Origin of the sequence: Pseudomonas sp. TH32, assembly GCF_016650855.1 — a bacterium.
In the GTDB taxonomy this organism is placed as follows: Bacteria; Pseudomonadota; Gammaproteobacteria; order Pseudomonadales; family Pseudomonadaceae; genus Aquipseudomonas.
The window spans coordinates 5,533,808-5,560,805 of record NZ_JAEKFA010000002.1 but is presented as its reverse complement, the minus strand read 5'-3'; the positions used below and the strand labels follow the sequence as shown (position 1 = coordinate 5,560,805).

The window sequence follows — 26,998 nt, the reverse complement described above, 5'->3', positions numbered from 1 at the left end:
TTACGTCTGCAACACGGGATCACCCGCGCTTGTAGGCGATTTCCTTGGTACCGGCTTCACAGCTGCCGACAACCGTGTGGTCACTAGGTGCAGCACCTTTGTCCACGATTTCCAGGGAGTAGCCCGAAGCGCCTTTAGCGTCGATTTTCGCCGCAATCTCGCTTTTCAGCTCTTCACAAGGCTTGCCCGCCGCCAGGGCTGTGCCCGCAATACTCAACAAACCTACCGCCAACAAAAAGTTCTTCATCCGTCACTTTCCTTGGGTTGATCGAAAGGAAGCATGCCGACGCTCGTCACGTCGGCATGCCTAAAGGTTGTAGCGGAGTTTATGGCAATCGGCCAGCGCGCAAGTTCAACCGGCGGGATCAACTACTGGCAATTCGGAACCCCACCTTGAGGGTGACCTGGAAGTGCGCGGCCTTGCCGTCCTTGATGTGGCCACGGGTTTCGGTCACTTCAAACCACTCCAAGTGCTTGATGCTCTTGTTGGCTTCAGCCAGGGCGTTATTGATGGCGTCCTCGATGCTGGTCGTGGAAGAGCCCACCAGTTCGACTTTCTTGTAGGTGTGATGATCACTCATAAGGTTTTTCTCCTGGATGGTTTATGAAGCCTAGCAGTGAATTCTCGTACTGCTTCTGGCGACCATTCCCACGCGAAAGTTCAGATTTACTGCACTTTCTGAAACCGCCGCAGTCGGAAACAACACACGCCACTCAATCACTCCAGGAGAGCCCACATGGCCAACACCTCTTTACGCAAAGCGTCATTGGAAAGCATGGAAGCCGAGATTTCGAGCCTGCTCAAATCTCTGGAAAGCCTCAAGGACGATGCGTCTGACGAGTCGCGCAAAACCCTGAAGGCCCTGAAAAGCAATGCCGAGAATGCCCTCAAGCATTCCCGTCACCTGATCAGCGATGCTTACGAAGAAAGCAAAGTCAAAATCCGCGAAACCGGTGTTGCAACACGGGACTACGCGCAAGAGCACCCATGGACTACCGCTGGCGTCGCCGTCGGTGCGCTGGGCCTGCTGGCTGCTTACTTGCTGTGCAAACGCGGTGACTAAACGTCCTGGCGCCCAAGCTCAGCCTTGAGCCACTGCGCCAGTTGCCGGGCGCGCCCATCCGCGGCGCGCTTGGGTAGCCACAACGCCAGTTGCGCCGGGGTTTCACTGAAACCCCACGGCGCAACCAGGCGGCCCGCTCGCAGGTCCTCTGCCACCAGCGGCTGCGGCGCAATCGCCACTCCCAGCCCTGCCACCGCCGCTTCCAGCAAATAATACAAATGCTCAAAACCCTGGCCGTACTTCAACGCGCCGGCGTCGATCCCGTGGTGTTGCGCCCAGCTGGGCCAGGCTTGAGGGCGTGAGGTGGTGTGCAACAAGGCTTCATTCTGCAGCGCCTCGGCAGGCGCGTGGCGCAACCGTTCGTAGTGGGCAAAACGCGGGCTCATGACCGGGCCGATGCGCTCGCTGGCCAATTCGTACACCTGCATGTCCGCCGGCCACGGCGGCTCGGCGAACACCAACAGCGCATCCAGCCCCGGGCGGCGCGGGTCGAGGTCGCCTTCGCCCGCCGACAGGTGCAGGCGCAAATCCGGCAGCTCGGCATTCAGGCGGCCCAAGCGGGGAATAAACCAGCGCGCCAGCAGACTCCCGGAGCAGCCGAGCACAAACGGCGCGTCGGCGCTGCTTTGCGTGAGTTCTGCGCAGGTATCCCGCAAACGTTCGAAGGCCTCGAAGCTGGCGTCCCGCAGGCGGACACCGGCATCTGTGAGTTTGAGGCCGCGCCCGTCCTTGACGAACAGGCTGACGCCCAAGTGCTCTTCCAGCACCTTGAGCTGCCGGCTGACCGCGCCATGGGTGACGTGCAGTTGCTCGGCAGCCTGGCTGACGCTGTTCAAGCGTGCCGTCGCCTCGAAAGCGCGCAAGGCATTCAGTGGGGGAAGGTCTCGACTCATCTGTGAGTTTTCCTGACAGGTTGTGGCGATCTTATCGGTTTTCACCTTGAAGCGTCAGGGGTAGAGTGACCGTCATTGCCTCTTACACATTTTCTACCTGGAGCGTCCCATGACTCAGACCCAGACCGATTTACGCAACGGCCCAGATGCCAATGGCCTGTTTGGTTCGTTCGGCGGCCGCTACGTGGCGGAAACCCTGATGCCGTTGATCCTGGATCTGGCCCGCGAATACGAAGCGGCCAAGATCGATCCGGCCTTCAACGAAGAACTGGCCTACTTCCAGCGCGACTACGTCGGACGTCCAAGCCCGCTGTATTTTGCCGAACGCCTGACCGAGTTCTGCGGCGGCGCCAAGATCTACCTCAAGCGCGAAGAGCTGAACCACACCGGCGCGCACAAGATCAACAACTGCATCGGCCAGATCCTGCTGGCACGGCGCATGGGCAAAAAACGCATCATCGCCGAGACCGGCGCCGGCATGCACGGTGTGGCCACGGCCACCGTCGCCGCGCGGTTTGGCCTGCAATGCGTGATCTACATGGGCACCACCGACATCGAGCGCCAGCAGGCCAACGTGTTCCGCATGAAGCTGCTGGGCGCCGAAGTGATTCCGGTCGTTGCCGGCACCGGCACCCTGAAAGACGCGATGAACGAAGCCCTGCGTGACTGGGTGACCAACGTCGACAGCACCTTCTACCTGATCGGCACCGTGGCCGGCCCGCACCCGTACCCGGCGATGGTCCGCGACTTCCAGGCCGTGATCGGCAAGGAAACCCGTACCCAGCTGCAAGCCCAGGAAGGCCGTCTGCCCGACAGCCTGGTGGCGTGCATCGGCGGCGGCTCCAACGCCATGGGCCTGTTCCACCCGTTCCTGGATGACACCAGCGTCGAAATCATCGGCGTTGAAGCGGCCGGCTACGGCATCGAAACCGGCAAGCACGCGGCCAGCCTCAACGGCGGCGTACCGGGTGTACTGCACGGCAACCGCACGTTCCTGCTGCAGGACGACGACGGCCAGATCATCGACGCCCACTCGATTTCCGCCGGCCTCGACTACCCGGGCATCGGTCCTGAACACGCCTGGTTGCATGACATCGGCCGCGTTCAGTACACCTCGGTGACCGACGACGAAGCCCTCGACGCGTTCCACAAATGCTGCCGCCTGGAAGGGATTATTCCTGCACTGGAAAGCGCCCACGCCCTGGCCGAAGTGTTCAAACGCGCACCGACCCTGCCGAAAGATCACCTGATGGTGGTGAACCTGTCCGGCCGTGGCGACAAAGACATGCAGACCGTGATGCACCATATGGAACAGTCTCAGCAGGAGAAACACTAAATGAGCCGCCTGCAAACACGTTTTGCGCAACTGAAAGAACAAAACCGCGCCGCCCTGGTGACTTTCGTCACCGCCGGCGACCCGGGTTATGACACTTCGCTGGCGATCCTCAAGGGCTTGCCGGCGGCCGGCGCCGATGTGATCGAGTTGGGCATGCCCTTCACCGACCCGATGGCCGACGGCCCGGCCATTCAACTGGCCAACATCCGCGCACTGACCGCCAAGCAGAACCTCACGAAAACCCTGCAGATGGTGCGTGAGTTCCGCAAGGACAACAGCGACACGCCGCTGGTGCTGATGGGTTACTTCAACCCGATCCACATGTACGGCGTGCCACGCTTCATCAGCGACGCGAAAGAAGCCGGCGTCGACGGCCTGATCGTGGTCGACATGCCGCCCGAGCATAACGGCGAACTGTGCGACCCGGCCCAGGCTGCCGGTATCGACTTTATCCGCCTGACCACGCCGACCACCGACGACGTACGCCTGCCGACCGTGCTCAACGGCAGCTCCGGGTTTGTGTACTACGTGTCGGTGGCCGGTGTGACCGGTGCCGGTGCCGCGACCCTGGAACACGTCGAAGAAGCCGTGACCCGTCTGCGTCGCCATACCGACCTGCCGATCAGCATCGGTTTTGGTATCCGTACCCCGGAGCAGGCCGCTGCAATCGCCCGCCTGGCAGACGGTGTGGTGGTGGGTTCGGCGCTGATCGATCACATCGCCAACGCCAGCAACGATCAGCAGGCCATCGACGGTGTATTGACCCTGTGTTCGGCGCTGTCGGAAGGTGTGCGCAACGCCCGTAAGTAAGCGGCTCGTAAGCGATAGGTAAAGTTCCTGATACAGAGGAATCATGCTGGCAAATCAGTACCTAAGCTAACAAGACCAAGGGATTTCGAACATGGTTCGAAATCCCTTTTTTGTTCGTGCAGTACTGAGGAAGCAGCCCCATGAAAATCCCCAAACGCTTGATCGCAGGTGTAGGCGTGCTGGTGCTCGGCGCCAGTGCCCTGGTGCAAGCGGCACCGTATGACCAAGGTGGCGGTCCTGACCGTGGCGGCCCCCAGGGCCAACAAAACGATCACCGTGGCGATGACCGTCGCGGGCCGCAGGACAACCACCGTGGCGGGCCTCCTCAGGACTTCGGCCCGGTACGGCAAGTGATCCGCGATAACCACGGCGACTTCCGCCGTGGCGCGCCGCCGCCTCCGGGTATCCATCTGGTGCGCGGCCAGCGCCTGCCGCCGAACTACTATGGTGAGCGTCTGGACCCAAGGGCGCTGGGCCATCTGCCGCAATACCCGGGTTACGAATGGCGCCGTTCGGGCGGGGACATCGTGTTGATCGCGGTGGGCACCAGCATCGTCTATCAGATTCTGGATGGCGCGCTGTACTAGAGCCGGACTGGGTGCTTTTGTGGCGAGGGAGCTTGCTCCCGCTGGGCTGCGCAGCGGCCCCAAAATCATGGGAGCGCTGCGCACTCCAGCGGGAGCAAGCTCCCTCGCCACAGCAAGCTCCCTCGCCACAGATACTTATCAGTCGTCTAAAGTTCGATACGCTCGACCTTGCCCACCAGCAAGATGTACGAAAGCGCCCCCAGCAACGCCAGCACCGCGATATACGTGATCGCCGGCGCAAACGAATCCCCGGTGGCCAGAAAGCCAATCACAATCGGTGTGGTAATCGCCGACAGATTGCCGATGAAATTGAACACCCCGCCCGTCAGCCCCAGCAGCCTTGCCGGCGCCAGGGTCGACACCAGCGACCAGGTGATCGACGCCAGCCCATTGCCGAAAAACGCCACCGCCAGAAAGGCAATGACCCACGCCGTGGAGTCAACAAAGTTGGCGCCAATGATCGCCGTGGAAATCAACAACCCGCCAATGATCGGCAACTTGCGCGCGAAGCCCACCGACGTTCCCCGGCGAATCAGCCAGTCAGAAAACAACCCCGAACACAGCACGCCGACAAACGCCGCGAGAAACGGCAGCGACGCCAGCAGGCCGGACTTGATGAAGTCCATGCCGCGATATTTCACCAGGTAGGTCGGGAACCACGTCAGGAAAAACCATAGCGTGGAGTTCAGGCAGAACTGCCCCAGGTAGATCCCCCACAGCTTGCGCTTGCTCAGCACGATGCCGAGGTCGACCCAACTGAACGGGGCCTTGGCCGCCTGCGCTTGAATGTCCACCAACCCGCCGCCTGCGCGAATCAGCTCGATTTCCGCCGCATTGGCGCCCTTGAAATCCCGTGGCTCGCGGTACACCGCGTACCAGATCAACGCCCACACAATGCCCACGCCGCCGGTGGCGACAAACACCATGTGCCAGCCAAAGGTGTGTTGCAGCCAGGCCAGCACCGGCGTGAGAAACGCCAGCCCGACAAACTGCCCGGAGGTGTAGACCCCAATCGCCGTGGCCCGCTCACGCTCGGGAAACCAGGTGGTGACCACGCGGCTGTTGATCGGGTAAGCCGGGGCTTCGAGGGCGCCCACCGCCATGCGCAATACGAACAGCGCGATAAAGCTGGCGGCAAAGCCGAGCATCACCGTGGCGATTGACCACAGCAGCAGGGCAACGCTGTAGAGAATACGCGGCGGCACCCGGTCCACCAGCCAGCCACCGGGGATTTGCATGGCAGCGTAGGTCCAGCCGAACGCGGAGAAAATCAGCCCGACATGCACCGGGTCGATCCCCAGCTCGCTGGTCAGGGCCGGGGCGGCAATCGACAGGTTGCTGCGGTCCAGGTAGTTGATCACTACCGTGATGAACAGTAGCACCATGATGAAGAAACGCTTTCGGCTGGGCGTGACTAAAGAAGCCTGCCCGGTGAAGGACTCGGATTGCATGGGGGTTGCCTCTTCTTATGGTTATTGAGGACAGGTCTTACTGAAGAAACGCGATCCCTGTAGGAGCTGGCTTGCCTGCGATAGCGGAGTGTCAGTGCCGCAGATGCAAGCTGACTCACCGCTATCGCAGGCAAGCCAGCTCCCACACTGACGGTGTTTCTTCAGGAGGAAATCACCACTCCGCAAAACTGCCATCGGCATGGCGCCAGATCGGGTTGCGCCAGCGGTGCCCGATGGCCGCGCGCTCAATCACGTATTCCTCGTTGATCTCGATGCCCAGGCCCGGCCCGTTGGGGATCTTCACAAAGCCCTGGTCATAGTCGAAAACGCCCGGATCGCGCACGTAATCCAGCAGGTCGTTGCTCTCGTTGTAGTGAATGCCCAGGCTCTGCTCCTGGATGAACGCGTTGTAGCAAACCGCGTCCAGCTGCAGGCACGCCGCCAGGGCAATCGGGCCGAGCGGGCAGTGCAGGGCGAGGGCCACGTCGTAGGCTTCGGCCATGTTGGCGATCTTGCGGGTTTCGGTGATACCGCCGGCGTGGGAAGCATCCGGCTGGATGATGTCGACGTAGCCTTCGCTGAGCACGCGCTTGAAGTCCCAGCGCGAGAACAATCGCTCGCCGAGGGCAATCGGGGTGCTGGTGAGCGGCGCCAGCTCTTTCAGCGCTTCGTAGTTTTCGCTGAGCACCGGCTCTTCGATAAACATCAGTTTGTAGGGGTCGAGTTCCTTCATCAGCACCTTGGCCATGGGCTTGTGCACCCGGCCATGGAAGTCGACGCCGATGCCCACGTTCGGGCCTACCGCATCACGCACGGCGGCCACGTTGGCCAGGGCCTGGTCGACCTTTTCGAAGCTGTCGAGAAATTGCAGTTCTTCGGTGCCGTTCATTTTGACGGCGGTAAAACCACGGGCCACGGCTTCCTTGGCGGCGCGGGCGGTGTCTGCCGGGCGGTCGCCACCGATCCACGAGTACACGCGGATCTTGTCGCGCACCTGGCCACCCAGCAGGTCGCTGACCGACACACCAAGAGCCTTGCCCTTGATGTCCCACAGCGCCTGGTCGATACCGGCGAGGGCGCTCATATGGATCGCGCCGCCCCGGTAGAAGCCGCCGCGGTAGAGCACGGTCCAGATGTCTTCGATATTGCGTGGGTCTTTGCCGATCAAGTAGTCGGAAAGCTCTTCGACGGCGGCCGCCACGGTGTGGGCGCGGCCCTCGACCACAGGCTCGCCCCAACCGGTCACGCCCTGGTCGGTTTCAACCTTGAGGAAGCACCAGCGCGGCGGGACGATGAAGGTGGTCAGTTTGGTGATTTTCATCTTCTTATCTCTCTTGTAGATGGAGAACGCTGGTCAGCCCAGGGCATTCCAGGCTGCGACGTAGGCCTGGGCGTTACTGGCAACCTGGTCGACGCTCATGCCCGGCTTGAATAACCCGGAGCCCAGGCCGAAGCCTTTGACGCCCGCGTCGAAAAATACCTGCATGTTGTCCGGGGTGATGCCGCCCACCGGCAGCAGCACCGTGCCCGCGGGCAGTACCGCGAGCCAGGCCTTGACCACCGCCGGGCCCATTTGCTCGGCCGGGAACAGCTTCAGCACGTCGGCGCCTTCAGCCAGCGCGGCAAACGCTTCGGTCGGGGTGGCCACACCTGGCGACAGGTACAGGCCCGCGGCCTTGGCAGCCCGCAGCACCTTGGCGTCACTGTGGGGCATGACGATCACTTGGCCGCCGGCGGCTTTGACTTGATGGACCTGCTCCGGGGTCAGCACGGTGCCGGCGCCGATCAGGCAATCGGCGGGCAGGCTGTCCCGCAGGATACGGATGCTGGTGTAGGGATCCGGCGAGTTGAGCGGTACTTCGATGACCCTGAAGCCCGCCTTGTACAACACCTCGCCGATCGCCAATGCCTCGTCCGGTCGCAGGCCGCGCAGGATCGCGATCAAACCGTTGTGTGTCAGTGCTTGCTTGAGCATGTCGGGCCTCTCGTCAGGTTGCAGGCAGCAGCCCCGCCGCCATGGCCAGTTGCCAAAGGCCACGTTCGGTAGCCTCCTGCGCCAGGGTCACGTGGGGGAAGCCGCAGAGTTGGAGTGCACGCTGGTAGCGGGTGCAGAGTTGGGTTGCGCCCACCAGGACGATGTCGCGCTGTCGGGAAGGCTGGCGGGTACGCAGGCCCATGAGTTCGTGGCCGATCAGCAGGCCGGACAAATAGTCCGGCTGCTCGTCCGGCGCCAGCTCGCCGGTCAGGCCCAGGGTGCGGGCGCTGAACAAGCTCGATAACAGGCCGGCCTGGCCATCTGCCGACTGCGCCACCTGGACGCCGCGATCAAAAGCCGCCGCCTGGAACTCTTCGGAAGGGCGTTGGGTTCGCCCCAAAATGCTGTGTTGGCTGAGCACGGCGAACAGCTCGCCGGTCATGAAGGTGTCGAAGTGGGTGATGCAGCCTTCCACCACGTCCACCCACTTGGAATGGCTGCCCGGCAGGCCGATCAAGACGTCGCGCCCGTTCGTCGCAGGCAGGCTTTGCAACACGCCGAGCACCTGGGTTTCTTCGCCGCGCATCACGTTGGGCAACGCGCCACGTTGAATCACGCCAGGCACGATGTGCACCAGAGCGCCGCGCAAGCTGCGCACACCCTGCAGCGCCTGGCCGAGGGTGGAAACATCCGCCGGGGTGTCGCGGTAAGCCGCCTCGCTCCAGCCCTGGGCGCTGCCGACCATGCCGCAGGCGATGACGGGGAGGCCGGGCTGGGCGTCGAGCCAGTCACCGCAGGCCGCGTCGAATGCCAACTCGAAGCCGTTACTGCTGCGAACACCGGCAATGTCCCGGGGTTCGGTGGGCAAGTGCATGATCCCCGACGCCAGGGCACGTCGTTCGATCACGACGCCTGCCGGGCCGAGCTTATAAGCACGAAGGGAACTGGTTCCCCAATCGAGCGCGATCAATTGCGCCTGCATCGCTTCACCTGAGTGTTCTGAGCGGATGAGGCGAATATAAACCCAAGACCGTTAAAGTCTCAATATATAAATATCAATCCCATATATAGGGAATACGAGCACTCAGAATATCGACAAGTCCAGCGTGCGCATCGCCCCCATCCAGATCGCGTGTTCGGTGTGGTCCTTGAGGTCATCGCCGGTGGTGGGGTGCAGGAACACCACCAGGCCGTTGCGGTTGAGTGCCAGCCACGGCAACACGACGCCGATGTATTCCGGGTCGAACGCCAACTGGCAGCTCCAGTCCGGGTGTGGGCCCACCGGACGCTCATGCACCCGGCCCATGCGCAGCGGGAACATTTGCGCGGCGTCTTCGCAGAGTTTGCGCGCCTGATCGATCGTGTTGGCGTCAAAGTAGATGTGGGCGTGGTAGCCCTTGATACGTTGCATGACAGGCTCCGGGCTCAATGATCGGCAAATCCTAGACCGCAATGGACGGCAGGGCCAGACCGGTCAGCGATTGTGCGCTGCTGGCCTGCTCGGCCATCAGCCAGTCGACGAAACGCTCGATCAACTGGCTGCGACGTTTGCGCTGAGGCAGCACCACGTAATAGCCGAAACGCGAGATCACCGTGTCGCCAATAGGCCGGCACAGCCACTTTTGCTCCAGCAAGTTATCCACAAGGTGGCGCCAGCCGATGGCCACGCCCTGGCCGGCAATCGCCGCCTGGATCAACAAGGTGTAGTTGTCGAAACGCAGTTGGCCCGGAGTGGGCGCCGTGGTGATGCCCAGTTCGCGGAACACGCCGTTCCAGTCGAACCACTGGTTATTGTTTTGCTGGCGCAGGTGCAGCAAGGGAAACTCCAGCAGGCTTTGCACCGGCAGCGGCGCGTCGCGGCCCTGAATGAGCTGCGGGCTGCACACCGGGAACACTTCCTCGTTGAACAGCCAATGACTGTCGCCCTGTTTGAAGCGGCCATCACCGAACAGCACCGCCACATCAATATCGCTGCGCAACGTGGCGTGATTGCGTTCGCTGGTGACCAGGCTCACGTCCACCTGCGGGTTGGCTTCATGGAAGCGGTGCAGGCGTGGCATCAGCCAATACGCGGCGAAGGCAAAGTCTGTCGCCACCTGCAGGACTTCGTGCTGGTCCTGCTCGGCAATCGCACTCAGGCCCTGGTTGATGCTCTGTAGACCAGACTGCACCTGCTCGAACAACAGGGCGCCCGCGTCGGTCAACTCGATGCCCCGGTAAATGCGATCAAACAGCCGCACCTTCAGCTGCTCTTCCAAACGCTTGATCTGCTGGCTGATGGCCGGCTGGGTGGTGCCCAACTCCATGGCCGCCGCCGTAAAGCTGCGTTGGCGCGCAGCGGCTTCAAACGCGCGCAGCAGATCGAGGGACAGGTGACCAAGGGATTCATACATAAGCTGGGCTTATCCTAGACATTGCTTCTCATGGGCTTTACCACGATTTCCATGGCCTGCATGCTCATTCGCATAAACATTGACTATGGAATGCCGCGAAACCATGAAGCGCAAGAACATTCTTTTCATCATGGCCGATCAAATGGCCGCGCCGATGCTTCCGTTCTACGGTCCTTCGCCTATCAAGCTGCCGAACTTGAGCCGCCTCGCCGCTGAAGGTGTGGTGTTCGACGCCGCCTACTGCAACAGCCCGCTGTGCGCGCCCTCGCGCTTTACCCTGGTGAGCGGCCAGTTGCCGAGCAAGATCGGCGCCTACGACAACGCAGCCGATTTCCCCGCCGACGTGCCGACCTATGCCCACTACCTGCGTCGCCTCGGCTACCGCACGGCGCTGTCGGGCAAGATGCACTTTTGCGGCCCCGACCAACTCCACGGTTATGAAGAGCGCCTGACCAGCGATATCTACCCGGCCGACTATGGCTGGGCAGTGAACTGGGATGAACCGGACGTGCGTCCCACCTGGTACCACAACATGGCGTCGGTGCTGCAAGCCGGGCCGTGCGTGCGTACCAACCAGCTGGATTTCGACGAAGAGGTGGTGTTCAAGGCCCAGCAATACCTGTTCGACCATATCCGCGAGGACGGCGAGCAGCCGTTCTGCCTGACCGTCTCCATGACGCACCCACACGACCCGTACACCATTCCCAAGCCGTTCTGGGACCTGTACGACGACAACGACATTCCGTTGCCCACAACCCCGCCACAGGCAGACCTGGACCCCCACTCCCAGCGCCTGCTCAAGGTCTACGACCTTTGGGACAAGCCGCTGCCGGTGAACAAGATCCGCGATGCGCGCCGCGCCTACTTCGGCGCGTGCAGCTACATCGACAGCAACGTCGGCAAGCTCCTGCAAACCCTGGAAGACACGGGCCTGGCCGACGACACCATCATCATCTTCTCCGGTGACCACGGCGACATGCTCGGCGAGCGCGGGCTCTGGTACAAAATGCACTGGTTTGAAATGGCCGCCCGGGTGCCGCTGCTGATCAGCGCGCCGGGGCAGTTTGCCGCCGGCCGCGTGACCGCCGCCGTGTCCACCGCCGACCTGCTGCCGACCCTGGTGGAGCTGGCCGGCGGCGAACTCGACGCCAACCTGCCGCTGGACGGCCGCTCGCTGGTCTCGCACTTGCAAGGGCAGGGCGGGCACGACGAGGTGTTCGGCGAATACATGGCCGAGGGCACCATCAGCCCGCTGATGATGATCCGCCGTGGCGCCTACAAGTTCATCTACAGCGAGGACGATCCTTGCCTGTTGTTCGATGTACCCAACGACCCGCACGAGCGGGAAGACCTCAGCCAGTCACCGGAACACCGGCCACTGTTCGAGGCGTTTTTGAGTGAGGCGCGGGCCAAATGGGACATCCCGGCGATCCACCAGCAGGTGCTCGCCAGCCAACGCCGTCGCCGCCTGGTGTTCGAGGCGCTGACCCAAGGCAAGCTGAAGAGCTGGGACCACCAGCCACTGGTAGACGCCAGTCAGCAATACATGCGCAACCACATCGACCTCGACGATCTGGAGCGCAAGGCACGTTTTCCACAACCCTGCCAAAACCAATAAAACTGAGGGGAAGGCCATGCAAAAGTTATCCACCGTGGTGAGCGTTGCGCTGCTGGCATTGAGCAGTGCCGGCGCCTACGCGGACACAAGCTGCGACACCGTGAAGATGGCCGATCCGGGCTGGAGCGATATCGCCGCCACCAATGCCATTACCGGTTTTTTGCTGAACGGCATGGGCTACAAGGCCAAGGTCGACACCCTCGCGGTGCCGATCACATTTGGCGGGCTCAAGGACGGCCAGGTGGATGTGTTCCTGGGTAACTGGATGCCGGCGCAGCAGGGCTTCTACGACAAGTTCGTGGCCAATGGCGATGTGGTGCAACTGGCGAAAAACCTCGACGGCACCGAGTTCACCCTCGCCGTGCCGGACTACGTGTGGGACGCCGGGGTGCATGACTTTGCCGACCTGAACACGTTTGCCGACAAGTTCGACAAGAAGATCTATGGCATCGGTTCAGGTGCGCCGGCGAATATCTCGCTGCAGGAAATCATCAAGAAGAACGACTTTGACCTGGGCCAGTGGAAGCTGATCGAGTCCAGCGAACAGGCGATGCTGGCGGAAGTGTCGCGAGCGGTTAAGAAGCAGAAGTTCGTGACCTTCCTCGGCTGGACGCCGCACCCGATGAACGTGCAGCTGAAGATGCATTACCTCAAGGGCGGGGAAAAGTACTTCGGTGACACCGGCAGCGTGTATACGTTGACCCGCAAGGGCTATGCGCAGGCGTGCCCGAACGTGGGCAAATTGCTGACCAACCTGAGCTTCACCCAGGAGATGGAGAACGCCATCATGGCTGAGGTGGTGAACAAGAAGGTCAGTAATGCCGAGGCGGCGAAGGCGTGGATCAAGGCGAATCCGGCAGTGCTGGACAAGTGGCTCGATGGGGTTAAAACCGTCGATGGGCAGGAGGCGCTGGCCGCTGTAAAAGCCAAGCTCTAACGGCTGACGCCGCACCCTGTGGGAGCTGGGCTTGCCCGCGATAGCATCACCGCGGTGTCCCTGTAGGACCGAGGCGCCTGCATCGCGGGCAAGCCCGGCTCCCACAGTCAGCGGACTCCCACAGTCCGGCGTTTGTCCTGATACCCTGATTCAAACCTATCAATCCGAGCCCCAAATGCCCTGGCCCAACCGCCATACACTCTTCCCCTTCCTCAACTGGCTCCCGCGCCAAACCCGCGCCAGCGTCGGGCGAGACGCGATCGTCGGCCTGAGCGGTGCAGTCCTGGCGTTACCGCAATCCATTGCCTACGCGCTGATCGCCGGGCTCCCACCGGAATACGGCCTGTACGCTGCAATCATCCCCGTACTGATCGCCTGCTTGTGGGGCTCCTCCTGGCACCTGATCTGCGGCCCCACGGCGGCGATTTCCATCGTGCTCTACGCCAGCGTCAGCCCGCTGGCCGTGCCCGGCTCCCAGGACTACATCACGCTGATCCTGTTGCTGACCTTCCTGGCCGGCGTCTTCCAATGGCTACTGGGCATGCTGCGCTTCGGCGCCCTGGTGAATTTCGTCTCGCATTCGGTTGTGCTCGGCTTCACCCTTGGCGCCGCAGTAGTGATCGCCCTGGGCCAACTGCCCAACTTGCTGGGGCTGGACCTTCCGAGCCAGGCCACGGCGATCAACAGCCTGCTGGCGCTGATCAACCATGCAGGGGAGTGGAATCATCCTTCCCTGGCGCTCGGGCTCGGAACCTTGCTGGCAGGAATACTGCTCAAGCTCTGGGTACCGCGCTGGCCCACGCTATTGATCGCATTAGCCCTGGGCAGCCTCGTGCCGTGGCTGTGGCCGGCGATGTTCGGGCAGGTGGCGCTGGTCAGTTCATTTGTTGGCAAGCTGCCGCCGTTCAGCCCGCTGCCGATGGACCTGGACATGGTCCTGCGACTGCTGCCAAGCGCAGTGGCCGTGGGCATGCTGGGGCTGGTGACCAGCCTGTCGATTGCGCGCTCGTTGTCGGCTCGCTCCCAGCAATTGCTCGATGCGAATCAGGAAGTGCGCGCCCAGGGTTTATCCAACATCGTTGGCGGATTTTTCTCCGGGTACTTGTCGGCGGGTTCCTTCACACGGTCGGGCCTGAGTTACGAGGCGGGCGCCTGTTCGCCACTGGCCGGGGTGTTCTCCGCGCTGTGGGTGGCGCTGTTTGCGCTGTTCGGCGCAGCATTGATCGCGCATATTCCGATCCCGAGCATGGCCGCGAGCATCCTGCTGATTTGCTGGGGGTTGGTGGACCATCGTGGTATTCGGGCGTTGTTCCGGGTCAGCCGTGCGGAGTTCGTGGTGATGAGCCTGACCTGCATCGCCACGCTGTTGCTGGAGCTGCAAACGGCGATTTACGCCGGGGTGCTGGCGTCGTTGTTTTTCTACCTCAAGCGCACCTCGCAGCCGCGGGTCCAGCAATGGCGGGACGGTGAGGACGATGTGCTGCGAGTCGGCGGGTCGATCTTTTTCGGCGCAAGCCATTACCTGCAAGTGCGGCTGCAAAGCCTCCACGGCCAGCGCGTGGTGATCGAGGCGCAGCAGATCAACTTTATCGACTATTCCGGGGTGGAGATGCTGCACCAGGAGGCGCGCCGATTGAACGGATTGGGGCGCAGCCTGGCATTGCGCAAGGCCCGGCCACAGGTGGTGGATGAGTTGAAGAAACTGGAAGGGGCCGACCAATGCCCCATCCATTTCGAAGACTGAGCACGGTTAAAACTGTAGGAGCTGGCTTGCCTGCGATAGCGGTGTATCAGTGCCAAGTGTGTAGCTGACCCACCGCTATCGCAGGCAAGCCAGCTCCCACATTTGGATTTGCGTCAGGCCAGTTGCCTGCGCAGCTCAGCTAAAACCGGCGCCGAATCCGGGCGCACACCGCGCCACAGGAAGAACGCTTCCGCCGCCTGTTCCACCAGCATCCCCAGCCCATCCATCGCCACCGCTGCGCCCTGCTCACTGGCCCAGCGGCAGAACGCCGTAGGCTCTTTGCCGTACATCATGTCGTAGCAAAAAGTCTTTCCGGGTTCGATCAGGCTGCCTGCAATCGGCGGTACATCGCCTGACAGGCTGGCGGACGTGGCGTTGATGATCAGGTCCACCGGCTCACGCAGCCAGTCGAAACCGCTCGCAGACACCGGGCCGAGGTCGTCGAACAGCTCGGCGAGCAATTCGGCCTTTTCCACGGTGCGGTTGGCGATGATCAGCGACGCCGGTTGCTCGGCCAGCAACGGCTCCAGGGCTCCGCGCACGGCGCCACCGGCCCCTAGCAGCAGGATGCGTTTACCTTGCAGGCTGAACCCGGCATTCACCGTCAAATCCCGCACCAGGCCGGCGCCGTCGGTGTTGTCTCCCAACAGGCTGCCATCGGCGAGCTTGCTCAAGGTATTCACCGCGCCGGCGCGCTGGGCGCGTTCGGTCAGGGTGTTGGCCAGGCGATAAGCCTCTTCCTTGAACGGCACGGTGACGTTGGCGCCACGGCCTTGCTGGAAAAACTCACGGGCGCAGCCGGTGAAATCCTCCAGCGGCGCGAGCAAGGTGCTGTAGTCCAGTTGCTCACCGGTCTGTTCGGCGAACAGGCGATGAATCAGCGGTGACTTGCTGTGGCCAATGGGGTTGCCGAAGACGACATAACGATCCATCAGACTGCCGCCTTGGGCAGCACGCCCAGCCAGTCGCGGTCTTGCAGGAAGTAGTCGGTGAGGCGCGCTTCTTCGCTGTCGGGTGCGGCTTTCCAGTCATAGCTCCAGCGCACTTGCGGTGGCAACGACATCAGGATCGACTCGGTGCGCCCGCCCGATTGCAGGCCGAACAGCGTGCCACGGTCGTAGACCAGGTTGAACTCGACGTAGCGGCCACGGCGGAATTCCTGGAATTCGCGCTGCTGCTCGGTATAGGCCATGGCTTTGCGGCGCTGGACGATCGGCAGGTAGGCGTCGATGTAGGCATCGCCGATGGCACGCATGAAGGCGAAGCTGGTGTCGAAGTCCCACTCGTTCAAGTCATCGAAGAACAAACCGCCGATGCCGCGCGGTTCGTTGCGGTGCTTGATGTGGAAGTAGGTGTCGCACCAGGCCTTGTAGCGCGAATACACGTCGGGGCCAAACGGCGCACAGGCCTGTTCGGCCACGCGGTGCCAGTGGATGCAGTCTTCTTCGTTGCCGTAGTAGGGCGTCAGGTCGAAGCCGCCACCGAACCACCACACCGGCTCTTCGCCGTCTTTTTCGGCGATGAAAAACCGCACGTTGGCGTGGGAAGTCGGCACATGCGGGTTGTGCGGGTGAATCACCAGCGACACGCCGAGGGCTTCAAAACCGCGACCGGCCAATTCCGGGCGATGCGCACTGGCGGACGGTGGGAGGCCGCTGCCAAACACGTGGGAAAAGTTAACGCCGCCTTTCTCGATCACCGAGCCGTTTTCGATCACACGGGTGCGACCGCCGCCGCCGGCAGGCCGGGTCCAGGCGTCTTCGATAAAGCGAGTGTCCGTCTCGAAGGTTTCCAGGGCGCTGCAAATGCGGTCTTGCAGGTCAAGCAGGTAGGCTTTGACAGCCTCGGTGCGGGTAGTCATGACATCACCTTGAATCGGGCAAAGCTACGCGAGGCCATTGGGCGTCGGCGGCAAATGGGCGCACAGGATACCACTGCACCCCCTGCTGCCGCAGTTGACGAAGATCAAGCTTAGGAGTCCGATAGAAAAGTGCCCTGTCCCACCAATGCTGTTCCTTTTGGGCGGCGTCTGTTGCCGTCATACTGCGTTGCCGCTCCTCCCCATAGCACGCTATGAGTCGTCGCGGCGCCTTGTCTGACGACAACAGCCACTCGCCCAAAAGGAACGCATTGGCGAGACAGGGCACTATCGCGAAATTGACTTGAGGAGAGTGCAGATGGCCAAACGTATCCAGTTCAGTGCCCATGGCGGCCCCGAAGTACTTGAGTATGTGGACTACACCCCGGCAGAGCCCGGCCCGCAGCAGGTTCGCGTGCAGAACAAGGCCATCGGCCTGAACTTCATCGACACGTATTTCCGCAGCGGCCTGTATGCGCCACCGGCGTTGCCGTCGGGCCTGGGCGCCGAAGGCGCGGGTGTGGTGGACGCGGTAGGCAGTGAAGTCACCCAATTCAAGGTGGGCGATCGCGTGGCCTACGGCAGCGGCCCATTGGGTGCCTACAGCGAATTGCATGTGCTGCCGGCCGCCAACCTGGTGCACCTTCCCGCCGACATCAGCTTCGAACAAGCCGCCGGCGCCATGCTCAAGGGCCTGACCGTGCAGTACCTGCTGCGCCAGACCTATGAGCTGAAGGGCGGCGAAACCATTCTGTTCCACGCCGCCGCAGGTGGCGTGGGTTCGCTGGCTTGCCAATGGGCCAAGGCGTTGGGCGTGAAGTTGATCGGTACCGTCAGCTCGCCGGAAAAGGCCGCGTTGGCCAAATCCCTCGGCGCCTGGGAAACCATCGACTACAGCAAGGAAAACGTCGCACAACGCGTATTGGAACTGACTGACGGCAAGAAATGCCCCGTGGTGTACGACGGCGTAGGCAAGGACACCTGGCTCACCTCGCTGGACAGCGTGGCGCCACGCGGGCTGGTGGTGAGTTTTGGGAATGCTTCGGGTGCTGTGGATGGGGTCAACCTGGGGATTCTGGCGGCCAAGGGCTCGCTGTATGTCACCCGGCCGACTTTGGCGACCTATGCCAACAACCCGGAAAACCTGCAGGCGATGGCAGATGATCTGTTTTCGATGATCATCAGTGGAAAGCTGCAGATTGATATCAATCAGCGGTTTTCGCTGGGGGATGCGGCGAAGGCGCAGGAAGAGTTGTCGGCGCGGCGCACGACTGGATCGACCATTCTGTTGCCTTAGGGCTTTAGGTCTCTGGGGCCTGTAAGGGCCTCATCGCGGGCAAGCCCGGCTCCCACTGGAGTCTGCGGTGAACATAAATTTTGTGTTCGCTGCAGAACCCTGTGGGAGCCGGGCTTGCCCGCGATGGCCGCGACTCGGCCTTAAGACGGCCGCACAACCTCACCCGTCGCCAGATCCCGAATCAGACTCGGGTTCTTGCGCCCCCCAAGATTCCCGCCCAACACCAGATCCACTTGCCCACGGAAATACTGCTCCACACGAATCCGCGTGCGCGCCGCCGGGCGGCCCTGTGGGTTGGCCGAGGTGGAAATCAATGGCCCGACCAGCGAGCACAGATCCCGCACTTGCGGATGATCGGTCACCCGCAACGCCACCGTGTCATGCACCCCGGTGATCCACTCGGGCAACAAGTCCTGATGGGGCACCAGCCACGTATTCGGGCCAGGCCAGGTACTGGCCATGCGGTCCATCCACTCATCGGGAAAGTCTTCGAAGAGAAAATCGAACTGACGGATATTGTCGGCAATCAGGATCAGCCCCTTATCCACAGACCGGCCTTTGATCGCCAGCAACCGATCCACCGCTTCCTCGTTCCAAGGGTCACAGCCCAGGCCCCAGACCGCCTCGGTTGGATAGGCAATCACTGCGCCTGCGCGAATTTCTCGTGCGGCTTCTCGCACACGCCACCTGTTGACCATTGCTCACTCTCCGGACTAAAGCTCTGCGCAGTTTACCGATCTTCGTTACAAAACCTAGCCGCGCGCAAGCCAGCGTCCGCTTTCGCAGATCACCCGGCCCTCCAGTTCCAGCTCCGTGAGGCTGGCCAGCACCTCGGACAAGGCCCGTCCGCTGGCAATCGCCAAGGCTTCACTGGTGTGGGGCGCGGCGTGCAACAGCGCCACCAGCGGGTGAGTGACCGCGATCGGCGCCGGGCGGGATAACGCCTGCCAGCCGCGCAGGTTCTCGAGAATGTGTTCGATGGTTTCCACCAGCACGGCGCCATCGCGAATCAGCTGATGGCAACCTTTGGCGCCAGGGTGATGGATGGAGCCCGGGATGGCGTATACCTCGCGCCCTTGCTCCGCCGCCAACCGCGCAGTGATCAGCGAACCGCTGGCCATGCTGGCCTCCACCACCAGCACGCCCAGGGAAAGGCCACTGATAATGCGGTTGCGCCGTGGAAAATTGCCGGCCTGGGGCGGGGCGTCCAACGGAAACTCGGAAACCACGGCGCTGCCTTGGGCAATCATCGCCTCGGCCAGGCGACGGTGGCGCTGTGGATAAAAGTTTTCGAGCCCGGTGCCCAACACGCCGATTGTATGTCCACCAACATCCAAAGCCGCCTGATGAGCCGCGCCGTCGATACCCAGGGCAAGACCACTGGTGATGACAAAACCGGCACTCGCCAGGCTGCGGGAAAACGCGGCGGCGGTGTCCATTCCTGGCCGGGAGGCACGGCGGCTGCCGACCATCGCCAGCTGCGGCTTTTCCAGAATCGCCGGGGTGCCGGCGACGAATAACAGCGGGGGCGCGTCATCCAGTTCGGCGAGCAACGCGGGGTAGTCGGGTTGGTCCCACATCAGCAAATGCTGGGCCGGACGCTCCAACCAGGCCAGTGCCGCGCTGGCGCCATCGCGTACTTCTTCGCTGCGACGGGCATCGGCGCTGATCATCTTGAGGCCCAGGGAGCGCCAGGCACTGGCCGGTGCACTGATGGCTTTTGACGCAGAACCAAACGCCTCGATGAGTTTTTGAAAGCCCTTGGGACCCAGTTCCGGCAGCCTGTGCAAGCGTAGTCGAGCTTCCAGTTCTGCCGGGGAAATTTCACGGTTATTCGTCGGTAACATTTGATCGTCCTTGATCGGAACAAGCTGTGGATAACTCTGTTGGTAACTTATTTAGCAACCTAATTATTGCCTTCGTTCAGGCACCTCGAAACGGTCCATTACGGCCAGGGACCGCGACGCGTCGAGGACCAAGGCATAACTGAGCTTTTCGTAAGTGCGAAACACCAACAGCGTCCCGGCAGGCTCATCGGGAATCTTCACCGGAGCGCCGGTTACCCTGTCCCGAACGGTTTCTCCGGCTTTCACCACGGCCAGCAAATGACCTTCCATCAGGCCGTCACGCCGGCCTTTGTTCAACGTGACCGCGTCCAGTACGCCGATCTGCGTCACGCCCCGGGGCACGTCGATGATGCGTCCGGCGATGGCGCGGGCAGGCCACTGCATCACCAGGCTCGCCAGGTCCGTCGGCGTTGGCGGGCGAAGTAATCGGTCGCCGGGGCGCACCTCCTGGGTGACCCGCTGCACACCCAGCGTGCTGACATCGCCTGCGGTCACAAAGCGTGCAGTGCCGATGTCGTCAGCGTTGATGCCCAGCAATTCCTGGCTTTGCGGGTCGGTGTAGACCTTGCCCCGGCGAAAGATCCCGTAGCTTTGGACGGCAGGGTCCAGTGTGCCCCGCGCATAAACACGCTCGCCATTGGCGCCCAGTACCCGGCCGGCATCTGCTGCAACAATATAGGGTGCGTGGTCCAGTTCCTGGGGCGAATCGAGCACGTGGTTGTGCAGTAAAAAGCGCTGGATGGCTTGCTGCGTATGAAGCGCCAGCGGCTGACCGGCCTGTGGAAAGCTCGCAGGAACCTGGGCAACAACGGCCTGGGCCCACAGCAGCAAGACGAGTAGCGATTTCCTCATGGGGTGAATCTCCTTTATTATGTGCATTCGCGTGAAACGCCTTGGCCTTCGCGGCTCTCGGACGTTTTCCCACGGCACTTACACCGGTACAGCAGGGGTCCATCCCCGGCGCCGACTTGCCTTTACCTCACATGTGCAGCAATTACGCTTATGGCTATTTTGAACATCCTCGAATTTCCGGACTCACGCCTGCGCACCATCGCCAAGCCAGTGGCCGTAGTGGACGCCAAGGTTCGTCAGTTGGTCGATGACATGTTTGAAACAATGTATGAAGCCCCGGGTATCGGCCTCGCCGCGACCCAGGTCAACGTGCATCAGCGCGTCGTGGTCATGGACCTGTCCGAAGACCGCAGCGAGCCCCTGGTGTTTATCAACCCTGAGTTCGAAACCCTGACCGACGAGATGGGCCAGTACCAGGAAGGCTGCCTGTCGGTGCCGGACTTCTACGAGAACGTCGACCGTCCCCAGCGCGTCAAGATCAAGGCCCTGGACCGTGACGGCAAGCCGTTCGAAATGATTGCCGAAGGCCTGCTGGCGGTGTGCATCCAACACGAATGCGACCACCTCAACGGCAAGCTGTTTGTCGATTACCTGTCCACGCTTAAACGCGACCGGATCAAGAAGAAACTGGAAAAGAAGCATCGCCAGCAAGCTTGATTCCCTTCTTTCAAAGGCTTGCTCCGGCAAGCCTTTTTCTTTTGTGAGACGTTTCCCATGACCGAGCCACTGCGCATCGTTTTTGCCGGCACCCCCGAATTCGCCGCCGAACACCTCAAGGCCCTGCTCGCCAGCCCTTATGAAATCGTGGCGGTCTACACCCAGCCCGATCGCCCGGCCGGTCGTGGGCAAAAACTGATGCCCAGCCCGGTCAAGCAGCTTGCACTTGAGAACAACATTGCGGTGTTGCAGCCGCCGACGCTGCGCAATGCCGATGCACAGGCTGAACTGGCGGCGCTGAAACCGGACCTGCTGGTGGTGGTGGCCTACGGCTTGATCCTGCCCCAGGCCGTGCTGGATATCCCGCGTCTGGGCTGCATCAACAGCCATGCCTCATTGCTGCCGCGCTGGCGCGGTGCGGCGCCGATCCAACGCGCGGTCGAAGCCGGTGACGCCGAAAGCGGCGTGACCGTGATGCGCATGGAGGCCGGCCTGGACACCGGCCCGATGCTGTTGAAAGTCACCACCCCGATCACGGGTGAAGACACCGGCGGCAGCCTGCACGATCGCCTCGCCGAAATGGGCCCACCAGCTGTAGTCCAGGCCATCGCCGGCCTGGCCGCCGGCACCCTGGAAGGCGAAGTGCAGGACGACAGCCTCGCCACCTACGCCCACAAATTGAACAAGGATGAAGCCCGCATCGACTGGAGCCGCCCGGCCGTGGAGCTGGAGCGCCTGGTGCGTGCCTTCAACCCGTGGCCGATCTGCCACAGCACCCTCAATGGCGAAGCCTTGAAAGTCCTGGCCGCTACCCTGGCCGACGGCAAGGGCGCCCCCGGCGAAATCATCGGCGCCAGCAAGGACGGTCTGCTGGTGGCCTGCGGTGAACAGGCGCTGTGCCTGACCCGTCTGCAATTGCCCGGCGGCAAGGCGCTGAACTTCAGCGATTTGTTCAACAGCCGCCGTGAGAAATTTGCCGTGGGTATCGTCCTCGGCCAAGCGGTGGACGCTCAATGAACCCACGTCTGGCCGCCGCCAAGGCCCTGGCCGCCGTACTCAACGGCAAGGCTTCCCTCAACAGTTCGTTGCCGACCCAACTGGATAAAGTCGAGGACCGTGACCGCGGCTTTACCCAGGACCTGGCCTTCGGCACCGCCCGGTGGCAGCCACGATTGTCGGCGCTGGCGGCCAAGCTGCTGCAGAAACCATTCAAGGCAGCGGACGCCGATGTGGAAGCGTTGCTGCTGGTGGGCCTGTACCAACTGCTCTACACCCGCGTGCCAGCCCACGCCGCCATCGGCGAAACCGTCGGTTGCGCCGACAAGCTGAAAAAGCCCTGGGCCAAGGCCCTACTTAACGCCGTGCTGCGCCGTGCCCAGCGCGAAAGCGAAGCGCTGCTGGCCGAGCTGGAACATGACCCGGTGGTGCGCACCGCCCACCCGCGCTGGCTGCAAAAATCCCTGAAAGCGTTCTGGCCCGAGCAATGGGAAGCCATCTGCGCCGCCAACAACGCCCACCCGCCAATGATTTTGCGGGTCAATCGCCGGCATCACACCCGCGACGCTTATCTCTCTTTGCTGAGCGAAGCCGGTGTAGCGGCCACGGCCTGTGTCTACAGCCAGGACGGTATCGTTCTTACAGAGCCAGGCGATGTGCGTAACCTGCCAGGCTTCGCCGAAGGCTGGATCAGCGTGCAGGACGAAGCGGCACAACTCGCCGCTGACCTGCTGGACCTGGCCCCGGGCCAACGGGTGCTGGACGCCTGCTGCGCCCCCGGCGGCAAGACCTGCCACATCATGGAAGTGCAGGCGGACCTGGCCGGCGTCGTCGCCGTGGACCTGGAAGCCAAGCGCCTGGTGCGTGTGCGGGAAAACCTCGCCCGCCTGGGCCTGAGCGCCGAGCTGATCGCCGCCGATGGCCGCGACACCGCCACCTGGTGGGACGGCAAGCCGTTCCAGCGCATCCTGCTGGACGCGCCGTGTTCCGCCACCGGCGTGATCCGCCGCCACCCGGACATCAAGCTGACCCGCCAACCTGACGACATCGCAGCGCTTGCCGTGCTGCAAGGTGAGTTGCTGGACGCGCTGTGGCCAACCCTGGAAGTCGGCGGCATCCTGCTGTACGCCACCTGCTCGACACTGCCGACCGAAAACACCGAGGTCATCGAAGCTTTCCTCGCCCGCACCAGCGGCGCACGGGAACTGGACCTCGACATCCAGGCCGGGATCAAGCAGCCTCATGGCCGCCAGTTGCTGGCCCAGGAAGGCGGCCACGACGGGTTCTATTACGCCAAGCTGATCAAGATTGCCGCCGCTCGCGGCTGAATGGTTTTAAGGGAGTGACCGGATGAAAATCATCATCCTCGGCGCAGGGCAGGTTGGCGGTACGCTGGCCGAGCATTTGGCCAGCGAAGCCAACGACATCACCGTGGTCGACACCGACGCCGAGCGTCTGCGGGATTTGGGCGACCGCCTGGACATCCGTACCGTACAAGGCCGCGCCTCGTTTCCTACGGTGCTGCGCCAGGCCGGCGCCGACGATGCCGACATGCTGGTGGCAGTCACCAACAGTGACGAGACCAACATGGTCGCCTGTCAGGTCGCCCATACCCTGTTCCACACCCCGACCAAAATCGCCCGGGTGCGTGAGGCGGCTTACCTGACCCGCGCCGGACTGTTCGACAACGACGCGATCCCGGTCGACGTGCTGATCAGCCCGGAACAAGTGGTCACCCACTACATCAAGCGACTGATCGAACACCCGGGCGCCTTGCAGGTGATCGACTTCGCCGAAGGCAAGGCGCAACTGGTGGCGGTCAAGGCCTACTACGGCGGGCCGTTGGTGGGCCAGCAACTGCGCCAGTTGCGCGAGCACATGCCCAACGTCGAGACGCGGGTGGCGGCGATCTTCCGTCGCGACCGGCCGATTTTGCCCCAGGGCGATACGGTGATCGAGGCTGACGATGAGGTGTTTTTCATCGCCGCCAAAGCGAATATTCGCGCGGTGATGAGCGAAATGCGCCGGCTCGACGAGACCTACAAACGCATCGTCATCGCCGGCGGCGGGCAGATCGGTGAGCGCTTGGCCGAGGCCATCGAAAGCCGCTATCAGGTGAAGATCATCGAGATGAATCCGGCACGCTGCCGGTATTTGTCCGACACCCTCGACAGCACCGTGGTCCTGCAAGGCAGCGCCTCGGACCGTGACCTGCTGCTGGAAGAAAACATCGCCGACGCCGACATTTTCCTGGCCCTGACCAACGATGACGAAGCCAACATCATGTCGTCGTTGCTGGCCAAGCGGCTGGGGGCGAAGAAGGTGATGACCATCATCAATAACCCGGCCTATGTCGACCTGATCCAGGGCGGCGACATCGACATCGCCATCAGCCCGCAACTGGCGACCATCGGCACCTTGCTGGCCCACGTGCGGCGCGGCGATATCGTCAGCGTGCACTCGTTACGCCGGGGCGCGGCGGAAGCCATCGAGGCGATCGCCCACGGTGACTCGAAGTCGAGCAAGGTGATCGGCAAGGCGATCCGCGATATCGGCCTGCCGCCGGGCACCACCATTGGTGCAATCATTCGCGATGAAGAAGTGATCATCGCCCACGACGACACGGTGATCGCCACCGGCGACCACGTGATTTTGTTCCTTGTGGATAAAAAACATATCCGCGATGTGGAGAAGCTGTTCCACGTGGGCCTGAGCTTTTTCTGATCAGACGGAGTGACCGACATGCTCGAATCCCTGGAAAAAATGCTCGCCAAGGGTGTGGATAACTCACTGCTGCGGTTTGGCTTGGGCAAGGGTTACCTCGACCTGAAGGACAACGCCAAGGCGGCGGAGCATTTGCAGAAATGTGTCGAGTTCGATCCGAAGTATTCGGCGGCGTGGAAGCTGTTGGGTAAAGCGCAGTTGGGGCAGGGTGAAAACGCCGCCGCACGGCTGGCATGGGAGAAGGGCATAGAAGCGGCCCAGGCGCATGGCGACAAACAGGCCGAAAAAGAAATGACGGTGTTCTTGAAGAAACTCGATCGCGTATAGGCACTGGCTTTTGTAGTGAGCGAGCTTGCCTCGCGCGGGGCAAGCCCGCTCACCACAAAAACATCAGAACAGCTTCAACATCAGTACCACCGCGCCTCACCCGGCGGGCGTTTCTTGAAGCGCTTCATGCTCCACATGTACTGGCTCGGGTAAGCGCCCACATACCGCTCCACCACCTTGCTCATCGCCGCGCATGACGTCGCGGTATCCGTGCTGTACATGTCTTCCGGCGCCGCTTCCAGAATCACTTTGTAGCCCGAGCCATCCGGCAGCCGCAAAGCATGCAGGAACACCCCGACCGCCTTGTGCCCCGCCAACATGTTCGGCACGAACTTGCTGGTCAGCGCCTGGGTAGCAAAGAACGGCACGAATATCCCGGCCGATTCCGCAGGCTCCGGATCGGCAGGAATGCCCACCTGGCCGCCTTTGCGCACTTCCTTGATCACACTGAGGATGCCTTCCTTGGTGGACGCCGCCACGCGGTTGCCCAGTTGCACCCGTTGCTTGCGCAGCAAGTCATCCACCGCCTTGAGCTTGGGCGGGCGGTAGAAAATGATCGGTTTGCACTGGCTGCAATAGAAGTGGTTCAACACTTCCCAGTTGCCCAGGTGGCTGGTGATGCCCACTACGCCTTTGCCCGAGGCCAGGGCTTCGTGCAGCACTTCCAGGCCTTCGACTTCGCGTACCAGGTCAATGGAGCGCTGGGCCGGCCAGATCCAGGCGCAGGCGCTTTCGGTCAGGGACTTGCCGATGTCCATCAGGCTTCGCCCCACCAGGCGCTCGCGCTCGACCGGGTCCATGTCCGGGAAGCATTTGGACAGGTTGATCCGCACCGTCTCGCGGGAGCGGTTAGGGGTTTTCCACATGATCCAGCCAATTGCCGAACCGACCGCTTGCACCGCGCGCCAAGGCAGCAGGGCAAACAACCGAAGAGCGCCTACCAGCAAGGCGCCTTTAAACTTTTCCACAGGTCACTCCTGATCGTGTGTGGTGCGCAAAGCCGCCATTCTAACCGGCGTTGGCGAGGTCCGCGTAACGGTCGCAATCCTGGGTGTGGTCCATGACCATCCCCGAGGCCTGCATGAACGCGTAACAGATGGTCGGCCCGACGAACGTGAAGCCGGCTTTTTTCAAGGCTTTGCTCATGGCCTCAGCCTCCGGTGTAATCGCCGGGACCTGGCTGCGATCCTTGAAATGATTGACCTTGGGCACACCGCCGACAAACGACCAGAGCAACCCTACCGGATCCTCCAGCGCCAGCCAGGCAGCCGCATTACGCCGGGTGGCATTGAGTTTCAGGCGGTTACGCACGATGCCTGGATCGAGCATCAGCGCTTCGATCTCGGCGTCGCTCAGTCGGGCCAGACGCTGCGCATCAAAACCGAACAAGACCTTTCGATAATGCTCGCGTTTGCGTAAAACGGTGATCCAGGACAGGCCCGCCTGGAACCCTTCGAGCAAAAGCAACTCGAACAGTCCCTGCGCATCGCGCAGCGGCGTTCCCCACTCCTGATCGTGATAAGCCATGTACAGCGGATCTTCAGAACACCAAAAGCAGCGTGGCATAAGGCTCCAGGGGATGGTGGCGCGGCCGAATCGGGTATACTCCCGCTCTTTAAATCGCAGCCCAAG

General features: G+C 62.2%; 29 protein-coding genes. 13 read left to right on the top strand and 16 right to left on the bottom strand.

Annotated features, from left to right (window positions below; genetic code table 11):
* Nucleotides 1-19: 19 nt before the first annotated feature.
* Both JFV30_RS29210 and JFV30_RS29205 read right to left on the bottom strand, forming a co-directional pair.
* Complete coding sequence (locus JFV30_RS29210; RefSeq protein WP_003214893.1) at nt 20-247, bottom strand: DUF1161 domain-containing protein; 228 nt, start codon at nt 245-247, stop codon at nt 20-22.
* A 118-nt stretch (nt 248-365) separates the two neighbouring features.
* Nucleotides 366-581 (bottom strand): dodecin, encoded by a 216-nt coding sequence (locus JFV30_RS29205; protein ID WP_005783406.1) that lies wholly within the window; start codon nt 579-581, stop codon nt 366-368.
* 156 nt (nt 582-737) lie between these two features.
* Here JFV30_RS29205 and JFV30_RS29200 point away from each other — a divergent pair, with 156 nt between their 5' ends.
* Complete coding sequence (locus JFV30_RS29200; RefSeq protein WP_003170746.1) at nt 738-1,064, top strand: DUF883 family protein; 327 nt, start codon at nt 738-740, stop codon at nt 1,062-1,064.
* Here JFV30_RS29200 and JFV30_RS29195 read toward each other — a convergent pair.
* Nucleotides 1,061-1,957 (bottom strand): LysR family transcriptional regulator, encoded by an 897-nt coding sequence (locus tag JFV30_RS29195; RefSeq protein ID WP_010168560.1) that lies wholly within the window; start codon nt 1,955-1,957, stop codon nt 1,061-1,063. The two genes, JFV30_RS29200 and JFV30_RS29195, sit on opposite strands and share 4 nt — an antisense overlap.
* A gap of 109 nt (nt 1,958-2,066) precedes the next feature.
* Here JFV30_RS29195 and trpB point away from each other — a divergent pair, with 109 nt between their 5' ends.
* The 3 genes from trpB to JFV30_RS29180 all read left to right on the top strand — a co-directional run bounded on the left by trpB (nt 2,067) and on the right by JFV30_RS29180 (nt 4,690).
* The gene (gene trpB / locus JFV30_RS29190; protein ID WP_010168558.1) at nt 2,067-3,293 is read left to right on the top strand and encodes a tryptophan synthase subunit beta; all 1,227 of its coding nucleotides are present in this window, start codon (nt 2,067-2,069) and stop codon (nt 3,291-3,293) included.
* The gene (gene trpA / locus JFV30_RS29185) at nt 3,294-4,103 is read left to right on the top strand and encodes a tryptophan synthase subunit alpha (RefSeq protein ID WP_010168557.1); all 810 of its coding nucleotides are present in this window, start codon (nt 3,294-3,296) and stop codon (nt 4,101-4,103) included. It abuts the gene before it with no gap.
* A 140-nt stretch (nt 4,104-4,243) separates the two neighbouring features.
* Nucleotides 4,244-4,690 (top strand): anti-virulence regulator CigR family protein, encoded by a 447-nt coding sequence (locus JFV30_RS29180; RefSeq protein WP_010168555.1) that lies wholly within the window; start codon nt 4,244-4,246, stop codon nt 4,688-4,690.
* A 146-nt stretch (nt 4,691-4,836) separates the two neighbouring features.
* On the opposite strand, the gene JFV30_RS29175 is transcribed toward JFV30_RS29180, so the two are convergent.
* The 6 genes from JFV30_RS29175 to JFV30_RS29150 all read right to left on the bottom strand — a co-directional run bounded on the left by JFV30_RS29175 (nt 4,837) and on the right by JFV30_RS29150 (nt 10,509).
* Nucleotides 4,837-6,141, bottom strand: coding sequence for an MFS transporter (locus JFV30_RS29175; RefSeq protein WP_169386736.1), 1,305 nt, complete (start codon nt 6,139-6,141; stop codon nt 4,837-4,839).
* Between the two features lie 172 nt (nt 6,142-6,313).
* Complete coding sequence (gene dgoD, locus JFV30_RS29170; protein WP_003213645.1) at nt 6,314-7,462, bottom strand: galactonate dehydratase; 1,149 nt, start codon at nt 7,460-7,462, stop codon at nt 6,314-6,316.
* A 33-nt stretch (nt 7,463-7,495) separates the two neighbouring features.
* A complete protein-coding gene (locus JFV30_RS29165) occupies nt 7,496-8,116 on the bottom strand; it encodes a 2-dehydro-3-deoxy-6-phosphogalactonate aldolase (RefSeq protein ID WP_201125790.1) in 621 nt (206 codons plus the stop codon).
* Between the two features lie 13 nt (nt 8,117-8,129).
* A complete protein-coding gene (locus JFV30_RS29160) occupies nt 8,130-9,098 on the bottom strand; it encodes a 2-dehydro-3-deoxygalactonokinase (protein WP_201125789.1) in 969 nt (322 codons plus the stop codon).
* Between the two features lie 102 nt (nt 9,099-9,200).
* Complete coding sequence (locus tag JFV30_RS29155; RefSeq protein ID WP_010168549.1) at nt 9,201-9,527, bottom strand: DOPA 4,5-dioxygenase family protein; 327 nt, start codon at nt 9,525-9,527, stop codon at nt 9,201-9,203.
* 31 nt (nt 9,528-9,558) lie between these two features.
* Nucleotides 9,559-10,509, bottom strand: a complete 951-nt coding sequence (locus JFV30_RS29150) for a choline sulfate utilization transcriptional regulator (RefSeq protein WP_201125788.1) — start codon at nt 10,507-10,509, stop codon at nt 9,559-9,561.
* Between the two features lie 103 nt (nt 10,510-10,612).
* Between JFV30_RS29150 and betC the strand changes: the two genes are divergently transcribed.
* From betC to JFV30_RS29135, 3 genes are all read left to right on the top strand, one after another.
* On the top strand, nt 10,613-12,127 hold the full coding sequence (betC, locus tag JFV30_RS29145) for a choline-sulfatase (protein ID WP_201125787.1): 1,515 nt from the start codon (nt 10,613-10,615) through the stop codon (nt 12,125-12,127).
* 16 nt (nt 12,128-12,143) lie between these two features.
* The gene (gene choX / locus JFV30_RS29140; protein ID WP_201125786.1) at nt 12,144-13,064 is read left to right on the top strand and encodes a choline ABC transporter substrate-binding protein; all 921 of its coding nucleotides are present in this window, start codon (nt 12,144-12,146) and stop codon (nt 13,062-13,064) included.
* A 175-nt stretch (nt 13,065-13,239) separates the two neighbouring features.
* Nucleotides 13,240-14,808, top strand: a complete 1,569-nt coding sequence (locus JFV30_RS29135) for a SulP family inorganic anion transporter (RefSeq protein WP_201125785.1) — start codon at nt 13,240-13,242, stop codon at nt 14,806-14,808.
* A gap of 113 nt (nt 14,809-14,921) precedes the next feature.
* Here the strand turns inward: JFV30_RS29135 and aroE are convergent, their stop codons facing one another.
* Together aroE and hemF are read right to left on the bottom strand one after the other, a co-directional pair.
* A complete protein-coding gene (gene aroE / locus JFV30_RS29130) occupies nt 14,922-15,740 on the bottom strand; it encodes a shikimate dehydrogenase (protein ID WP_010168542.1) in 819 nt (272 codons plus the stop codon).
* A complete protein-coding gene (gene hemF, locus JFV30_RS29125; protein ID WP_010168540.1) occupies nt 15,740-16,669 on the bottom strand; it encodes an oxygen-dependent coproporphyrinogen oxidase in 930 nt (309 codons plus the stop codon). The genes aroE and hemF overlap by 1 nt, the downstream gene beginning before the upstream one ends.
* 316 nt (nt 16,670-16,985) lie before the next feature.
* Between hemF and JFV30_RS29120 the strand changes: the two genes are divergently transcribed.
* Complete coding sequence (locus JFV30_RS29120) at nt 16,986-17,963, top strand: NADPH:quinone reductase (RefSeq protein ID WP_201125784.1); 978 nt, start codon at nt 16,986-16,988, stop codon at nt 17,961-17,963.
* A 140-nt stretch (nt 17,964-18,103) separates the two neighbouring features.
* Here the strand turns inward: JFV30_RS29120 and JFV30_RS29115 are convergent, their stop codons facing one another.
* From JFV30_RS29115 to JFV30_RS29105, 3 genes are all read right to left on the bottom strand, one after another.
* Nucleotides 18,104-18,661 (bottom strand): L-threonylcarbamoyladenylate synthase, encoded by a 558-nt coding sequence (locus JFV30_RS29115; protein ID WP_003213622.1) that lies wholly within the window; start codon nt 18,659-18,661, stop codon nt 18,104-18,106.
* A gap of 54 nt (nt 18,662-18,715) precedes the next feature.
* Complete coding sequence (gene dprA, locus JFV30_RS29110) at nt 18,716-19,810, bottom strand: DNA-processing protein DprA (protein WP_201125783.1); 1,095 nt, start codon at nt 19,808-19,810, stop codon at nt 18,716-18,718.
* A 63-nt stretch (nt 19,811-19,873) separates the two neighbouring features.
* On the bottom strand, nt 19,874-20,662 hold the full coding sequence (locus JFV30_RS29105; protein ID WP_201125782.1) for a peptidoglycan-binding protein: 789 nt from the start codon (nt 20,660-20,662) through the stop codon (nt 19,874-19,876).
* Nucleotides 20,663-20,812: 150 nt separating this feature from the next.
* Here JFV30_RS29105 and def point away from each other — a divergent pair, with 150 nt between their 5' ends.
* The 5 genes from def to JFV30_RS29080 are packed head-to-tail and all read left to right on the top strand — an operon-like array spanning nt 20,813 to nt 25,366.
* Nucleotides 20,813-21,319, top strand: coding sequence for a peptide deformylase (def, locus tag JFV30_RS29100; RefSeq protein WP_010168531.1), 507 nt, complete (start codon nt 20,813-20,815; stop codon nt 21,317-21,319).
* Between the two features lie 57 nt (nt 21,320-21,376).
* Complete coding sequence (fmt, locus tag JFV30_RS29095) at nt 21,377-22,336, top strand: methionyl-tRNA formyltransferase (protein ID WP_169386743.1); 960 nt, start codon at nt 21,377-21,379, stop codon at nt 22,334-22,336.
* The gene (gene rsmB, locus JFV30_RS29090) at nt 22,333-23,643 is read left to right on the top strand and encodes a 16S rRNA (cytosine(967)-C(5))-methyltransferase RsmB (RefSeq protein ID WP_201125781.1); all 1,311 of its coding nucleotides are present in this window, start codon (nt 22,333-22,335) and stop codon (nt 23,641-23,643) included. The genes fmt and rsmB overlap by 4 nt, the downstream gene beginning before the upstream one ends.
* 22 nt (nt 23,644-23,665) lie before the next feature.
* Complete coding sequence (trkA, locus tag JFV30_RS29085) at nt 23,666-25,039, top strand: Trk system potassium transporter TrkA (protein ID WP_003213611.1); 1,374 nt, start codon at nt 23,666-23,668, stop codon at nt 25,037-25,039.
* Nucleotides 25,040-25,057: 18 nt separating this feature from the next.
* Entirely contained in the window at nt 25,058-25,366 is a 309-nt protein-coding gene (locus JFV30_RS29080) for a tetratricopeptide repeat protein (protein ID WP_201125780.1), read from the top strand.
* Between the two features lie 80 nt (nt 25,367-25,446).
* Here JFV30_RS29080 and JFV30_RS29075 read toward each other — a convergent pair whose 3' ends face one another.
* Nucleotides 25,447-26,334 (bottom strand): lysophospholipid acyltransferase, encoded by an 888-nt coding sequence (locus JFV30_RS29075; protein ID WP_201125779.1) that lies wholly within the window; start codon nt 26,332-26,334, stop codon nt 25,447-25,449.
* Nucleotides 26,335-26,374: 40 nt separating this feature from the next.
* On the bottom strand, nt 26,375-26,932 hold the full coding sequence (locus JFV30_RS29070) for a DNA-3-methyladenine glycosylase I (protein ID WP_101265050.1): 558 nt from the start codon (nt 26,930-26,932) through the stop codon (nt 26,375-26,377).
* Nucleotides 26,933-26,998 lie beyond the last annotated feature (66 nt).

What these genes read in the sequence shown, in the direction of transcription:
- JFV30_RS29210 (WP_003214893.1), bottom strand. Translation starts at nt 247, where the DNA reads ATGAAGAACTTTTTGTTGGCGGTAGGTTTGTTGAGTATTGCGGGCACA.
- JFV30_RS29205 (WP_005783406.1), bottom strand. Translation starts at nt 581, where the DNA reads ATGAGTGATCATCACACCTACAAGAAAGTCGAACTGGTGGGCTCTTCC.
- JFV30_RS29200 (WP_003170746.1), top strand. Translation starts at nt 738, where the DNA reads ATGGCCAACACCTCTTTACGCAAAGCGTCATTGGAAAGCATGGAAGCC.
- JFV30_RS29195 (WP_010168560.1), bottom strand. Translation starts at nt 1,957, where the DNA reads ATGAGTCGAGACCTTCCCCCACTGAATGCCTTGCGCGCTTTCGAGGCG.
- trpB (WP_010168558.1), top strand. Translation starts at nt 2,067, where the DNA reads ATGACTCAGACCCAGACCGATTTACGCAACGGCCCAGATGCCAATGGC.
- trpA (WP_010168557.1), top strand. Translation starts at nt 3,294, where the DNA reads ATGAGCCGCCTGCAAACACGTTTTGCGCAACTGAAAGAACAAAACCGC.
- JFV30_RS29180 (WP_010168555.1), top strand. Translation starts at nt 4,244, where the DNA reads ATGAAAATCCCCAAACGCTTGATCGCAGGTGTAGGCGTGCTGGTGCTC.
- JFV30_RS29175 (WP_169386736.1), bottom strand. Translation starts at nt 6,141, where the DNA reads ATGCAATCCGAGTCCTTCACCGGGCAGGCTTCTTTAGTCACGCCCAGC.
- dgoD (WP_003213645.1), bottom strand. Translation starts at nt 7,462, where the DNA reads ATGAAAATCACCAAACTGACCACCTTCATCGTCCCGCCGCGCTGGTGC.
- JFV30_RS29165 (WP_201125790.1), bottom strand. Translation starts at nt 8,116, where the DNA reads ATGCTCAAGCAAGCACTGACACACAACGGTTTGATCGCGATCCTGCGC.
- JFV30_RS29160 (WP_201125789.1), bottom strand. Translation starts at nt 9,098, where the DNA reads ATGCAGGCGCAATTGATCGCGCTCGATTGGGGAACCAGTTCCCTTCGT.
- JFV30_RS29155 (WP_010168549.1), bottom strand. Translation starts at nt 9,527, where the DNA reads ATGCAACGTATCAAGGGCTACCACGCCCACATCTACTTTGACGCCAAC.
- JFV30_RS29150 (WP_201125788.1), bottom strand. Translation starts at nt 10,509, where the DNA reads ATGTATGAATCCCTTGGTCACCTGTCCCTCGATCTGCTGCGCGCGTTT.
- betC (WP_201125787.1), top strand. Translation starts at nt 10,613, where the DNA reads ATGAAGCGCAAGAACATTCTTTTCATCATGGCCGATCAAATGGCCGCG.
- choX (WP_201125786.1), top strand. Translation starts at nt 12,144, where the DNA reads ATGCAAAAGTTATCCACCGTGGTGAGCGTTGCGCTGCTGGCATTGAGC.
- JFV30_RS29135 (WP_201125785.1), top strand. Translation starts at nt 13,240, where the DNA reads ATGCCCTGGCCCAACCGCCATACACTCTTCCCCTTCCTCAACTGGCTC.
- aroE (WP_010168542.1), bottom strand. Translation starts at nt 15,740, where the DNA reads ATGGATCGTTATGTCGTCTTCGGCAACCCCATTGGCCACAGCAAGTCA.
- hemF (WP_010168540.1), bottom strand. Translation starts at nt 16,669, where the DNA reads ATGACTACCCGCACCGAGGCTGTCAAAGCCTACCTGCTTGACCTGCAA.
- JFV30_RS29120 (WP_201125784.1), top strand. Translation starts at nt 16,986, where the DNA reads ATGGCCAAACGTATCCAGTTCAGTGCCCATGGCGGCCCCGAAGTACTT.
- JFV30_RS29115 (WP_003213622.1), bottom strand. Translation starts at nt 18,661, where the DNA reads ATGGTCAACAGGTGGCGTGTGCGAGAAGCCGCACGAGAAATTCGCGCA.
- dprA (WP_201125783.1), bottom strand. Translation starts at nt 19,810, where the DNA reads ATGTTACCGACGAATAACCGTGAAATTTCCCCGGCAGAACTGGAAGCT.
- JFV30_RS29105 (WP_201125782.1), bottom strand. Translation starts at nt 20,662, where the DNA reads ATGAGGAAATCGCTACTCGTCTTGCTGCTGTGGGCCCAGGCCGTTGTT.
- def (WP_010168531.1), top strand. Translation starts at nt 20,813, where the DNA reads ATGGCTATTTTGAACATCCTCGAATTTCCGGACTCACGCCTGCGCACC.
- fmt (WP_169386743.1), top strand. Translation starts at nt 21,377, where the DNA reads ATGACCGAGCCACTGCGCATCGTTTTTGCCGGCACCCCCGAATTCGCC.
- rsmB (WP_201125781.1), top strand. Translation starts at nt 22,333, where the DNA reads ATGAACCCACGTCTGGCCGCCGCCAAGGCCCTGGCCGCCGTACTCAAC.
- trkA (WP_003213611.1), top strand. Translation starts at nt 23,666, where the DNA reads ATGAAAATCATCATCCTCGGCGCAGGGCAGGTTGGCGGTACGCTGGCC.
- JFV30_RS29080 (WP_201125780.1), top strand. Translation starts at nt 25,058, where the DNA reads ATGCTCGAATCCCTGGAAAAAATGCTCGCCAAGGGTGTGGATAACTCA.
- JFV30_RS29070 (WP_101265050.1), bottom strand. Translation starts at nt 26,932, where the DNA reads ATGCCACGCTGCTTTTGGTGTTCTGAAGATCCGCTGTACATGGCTTAT.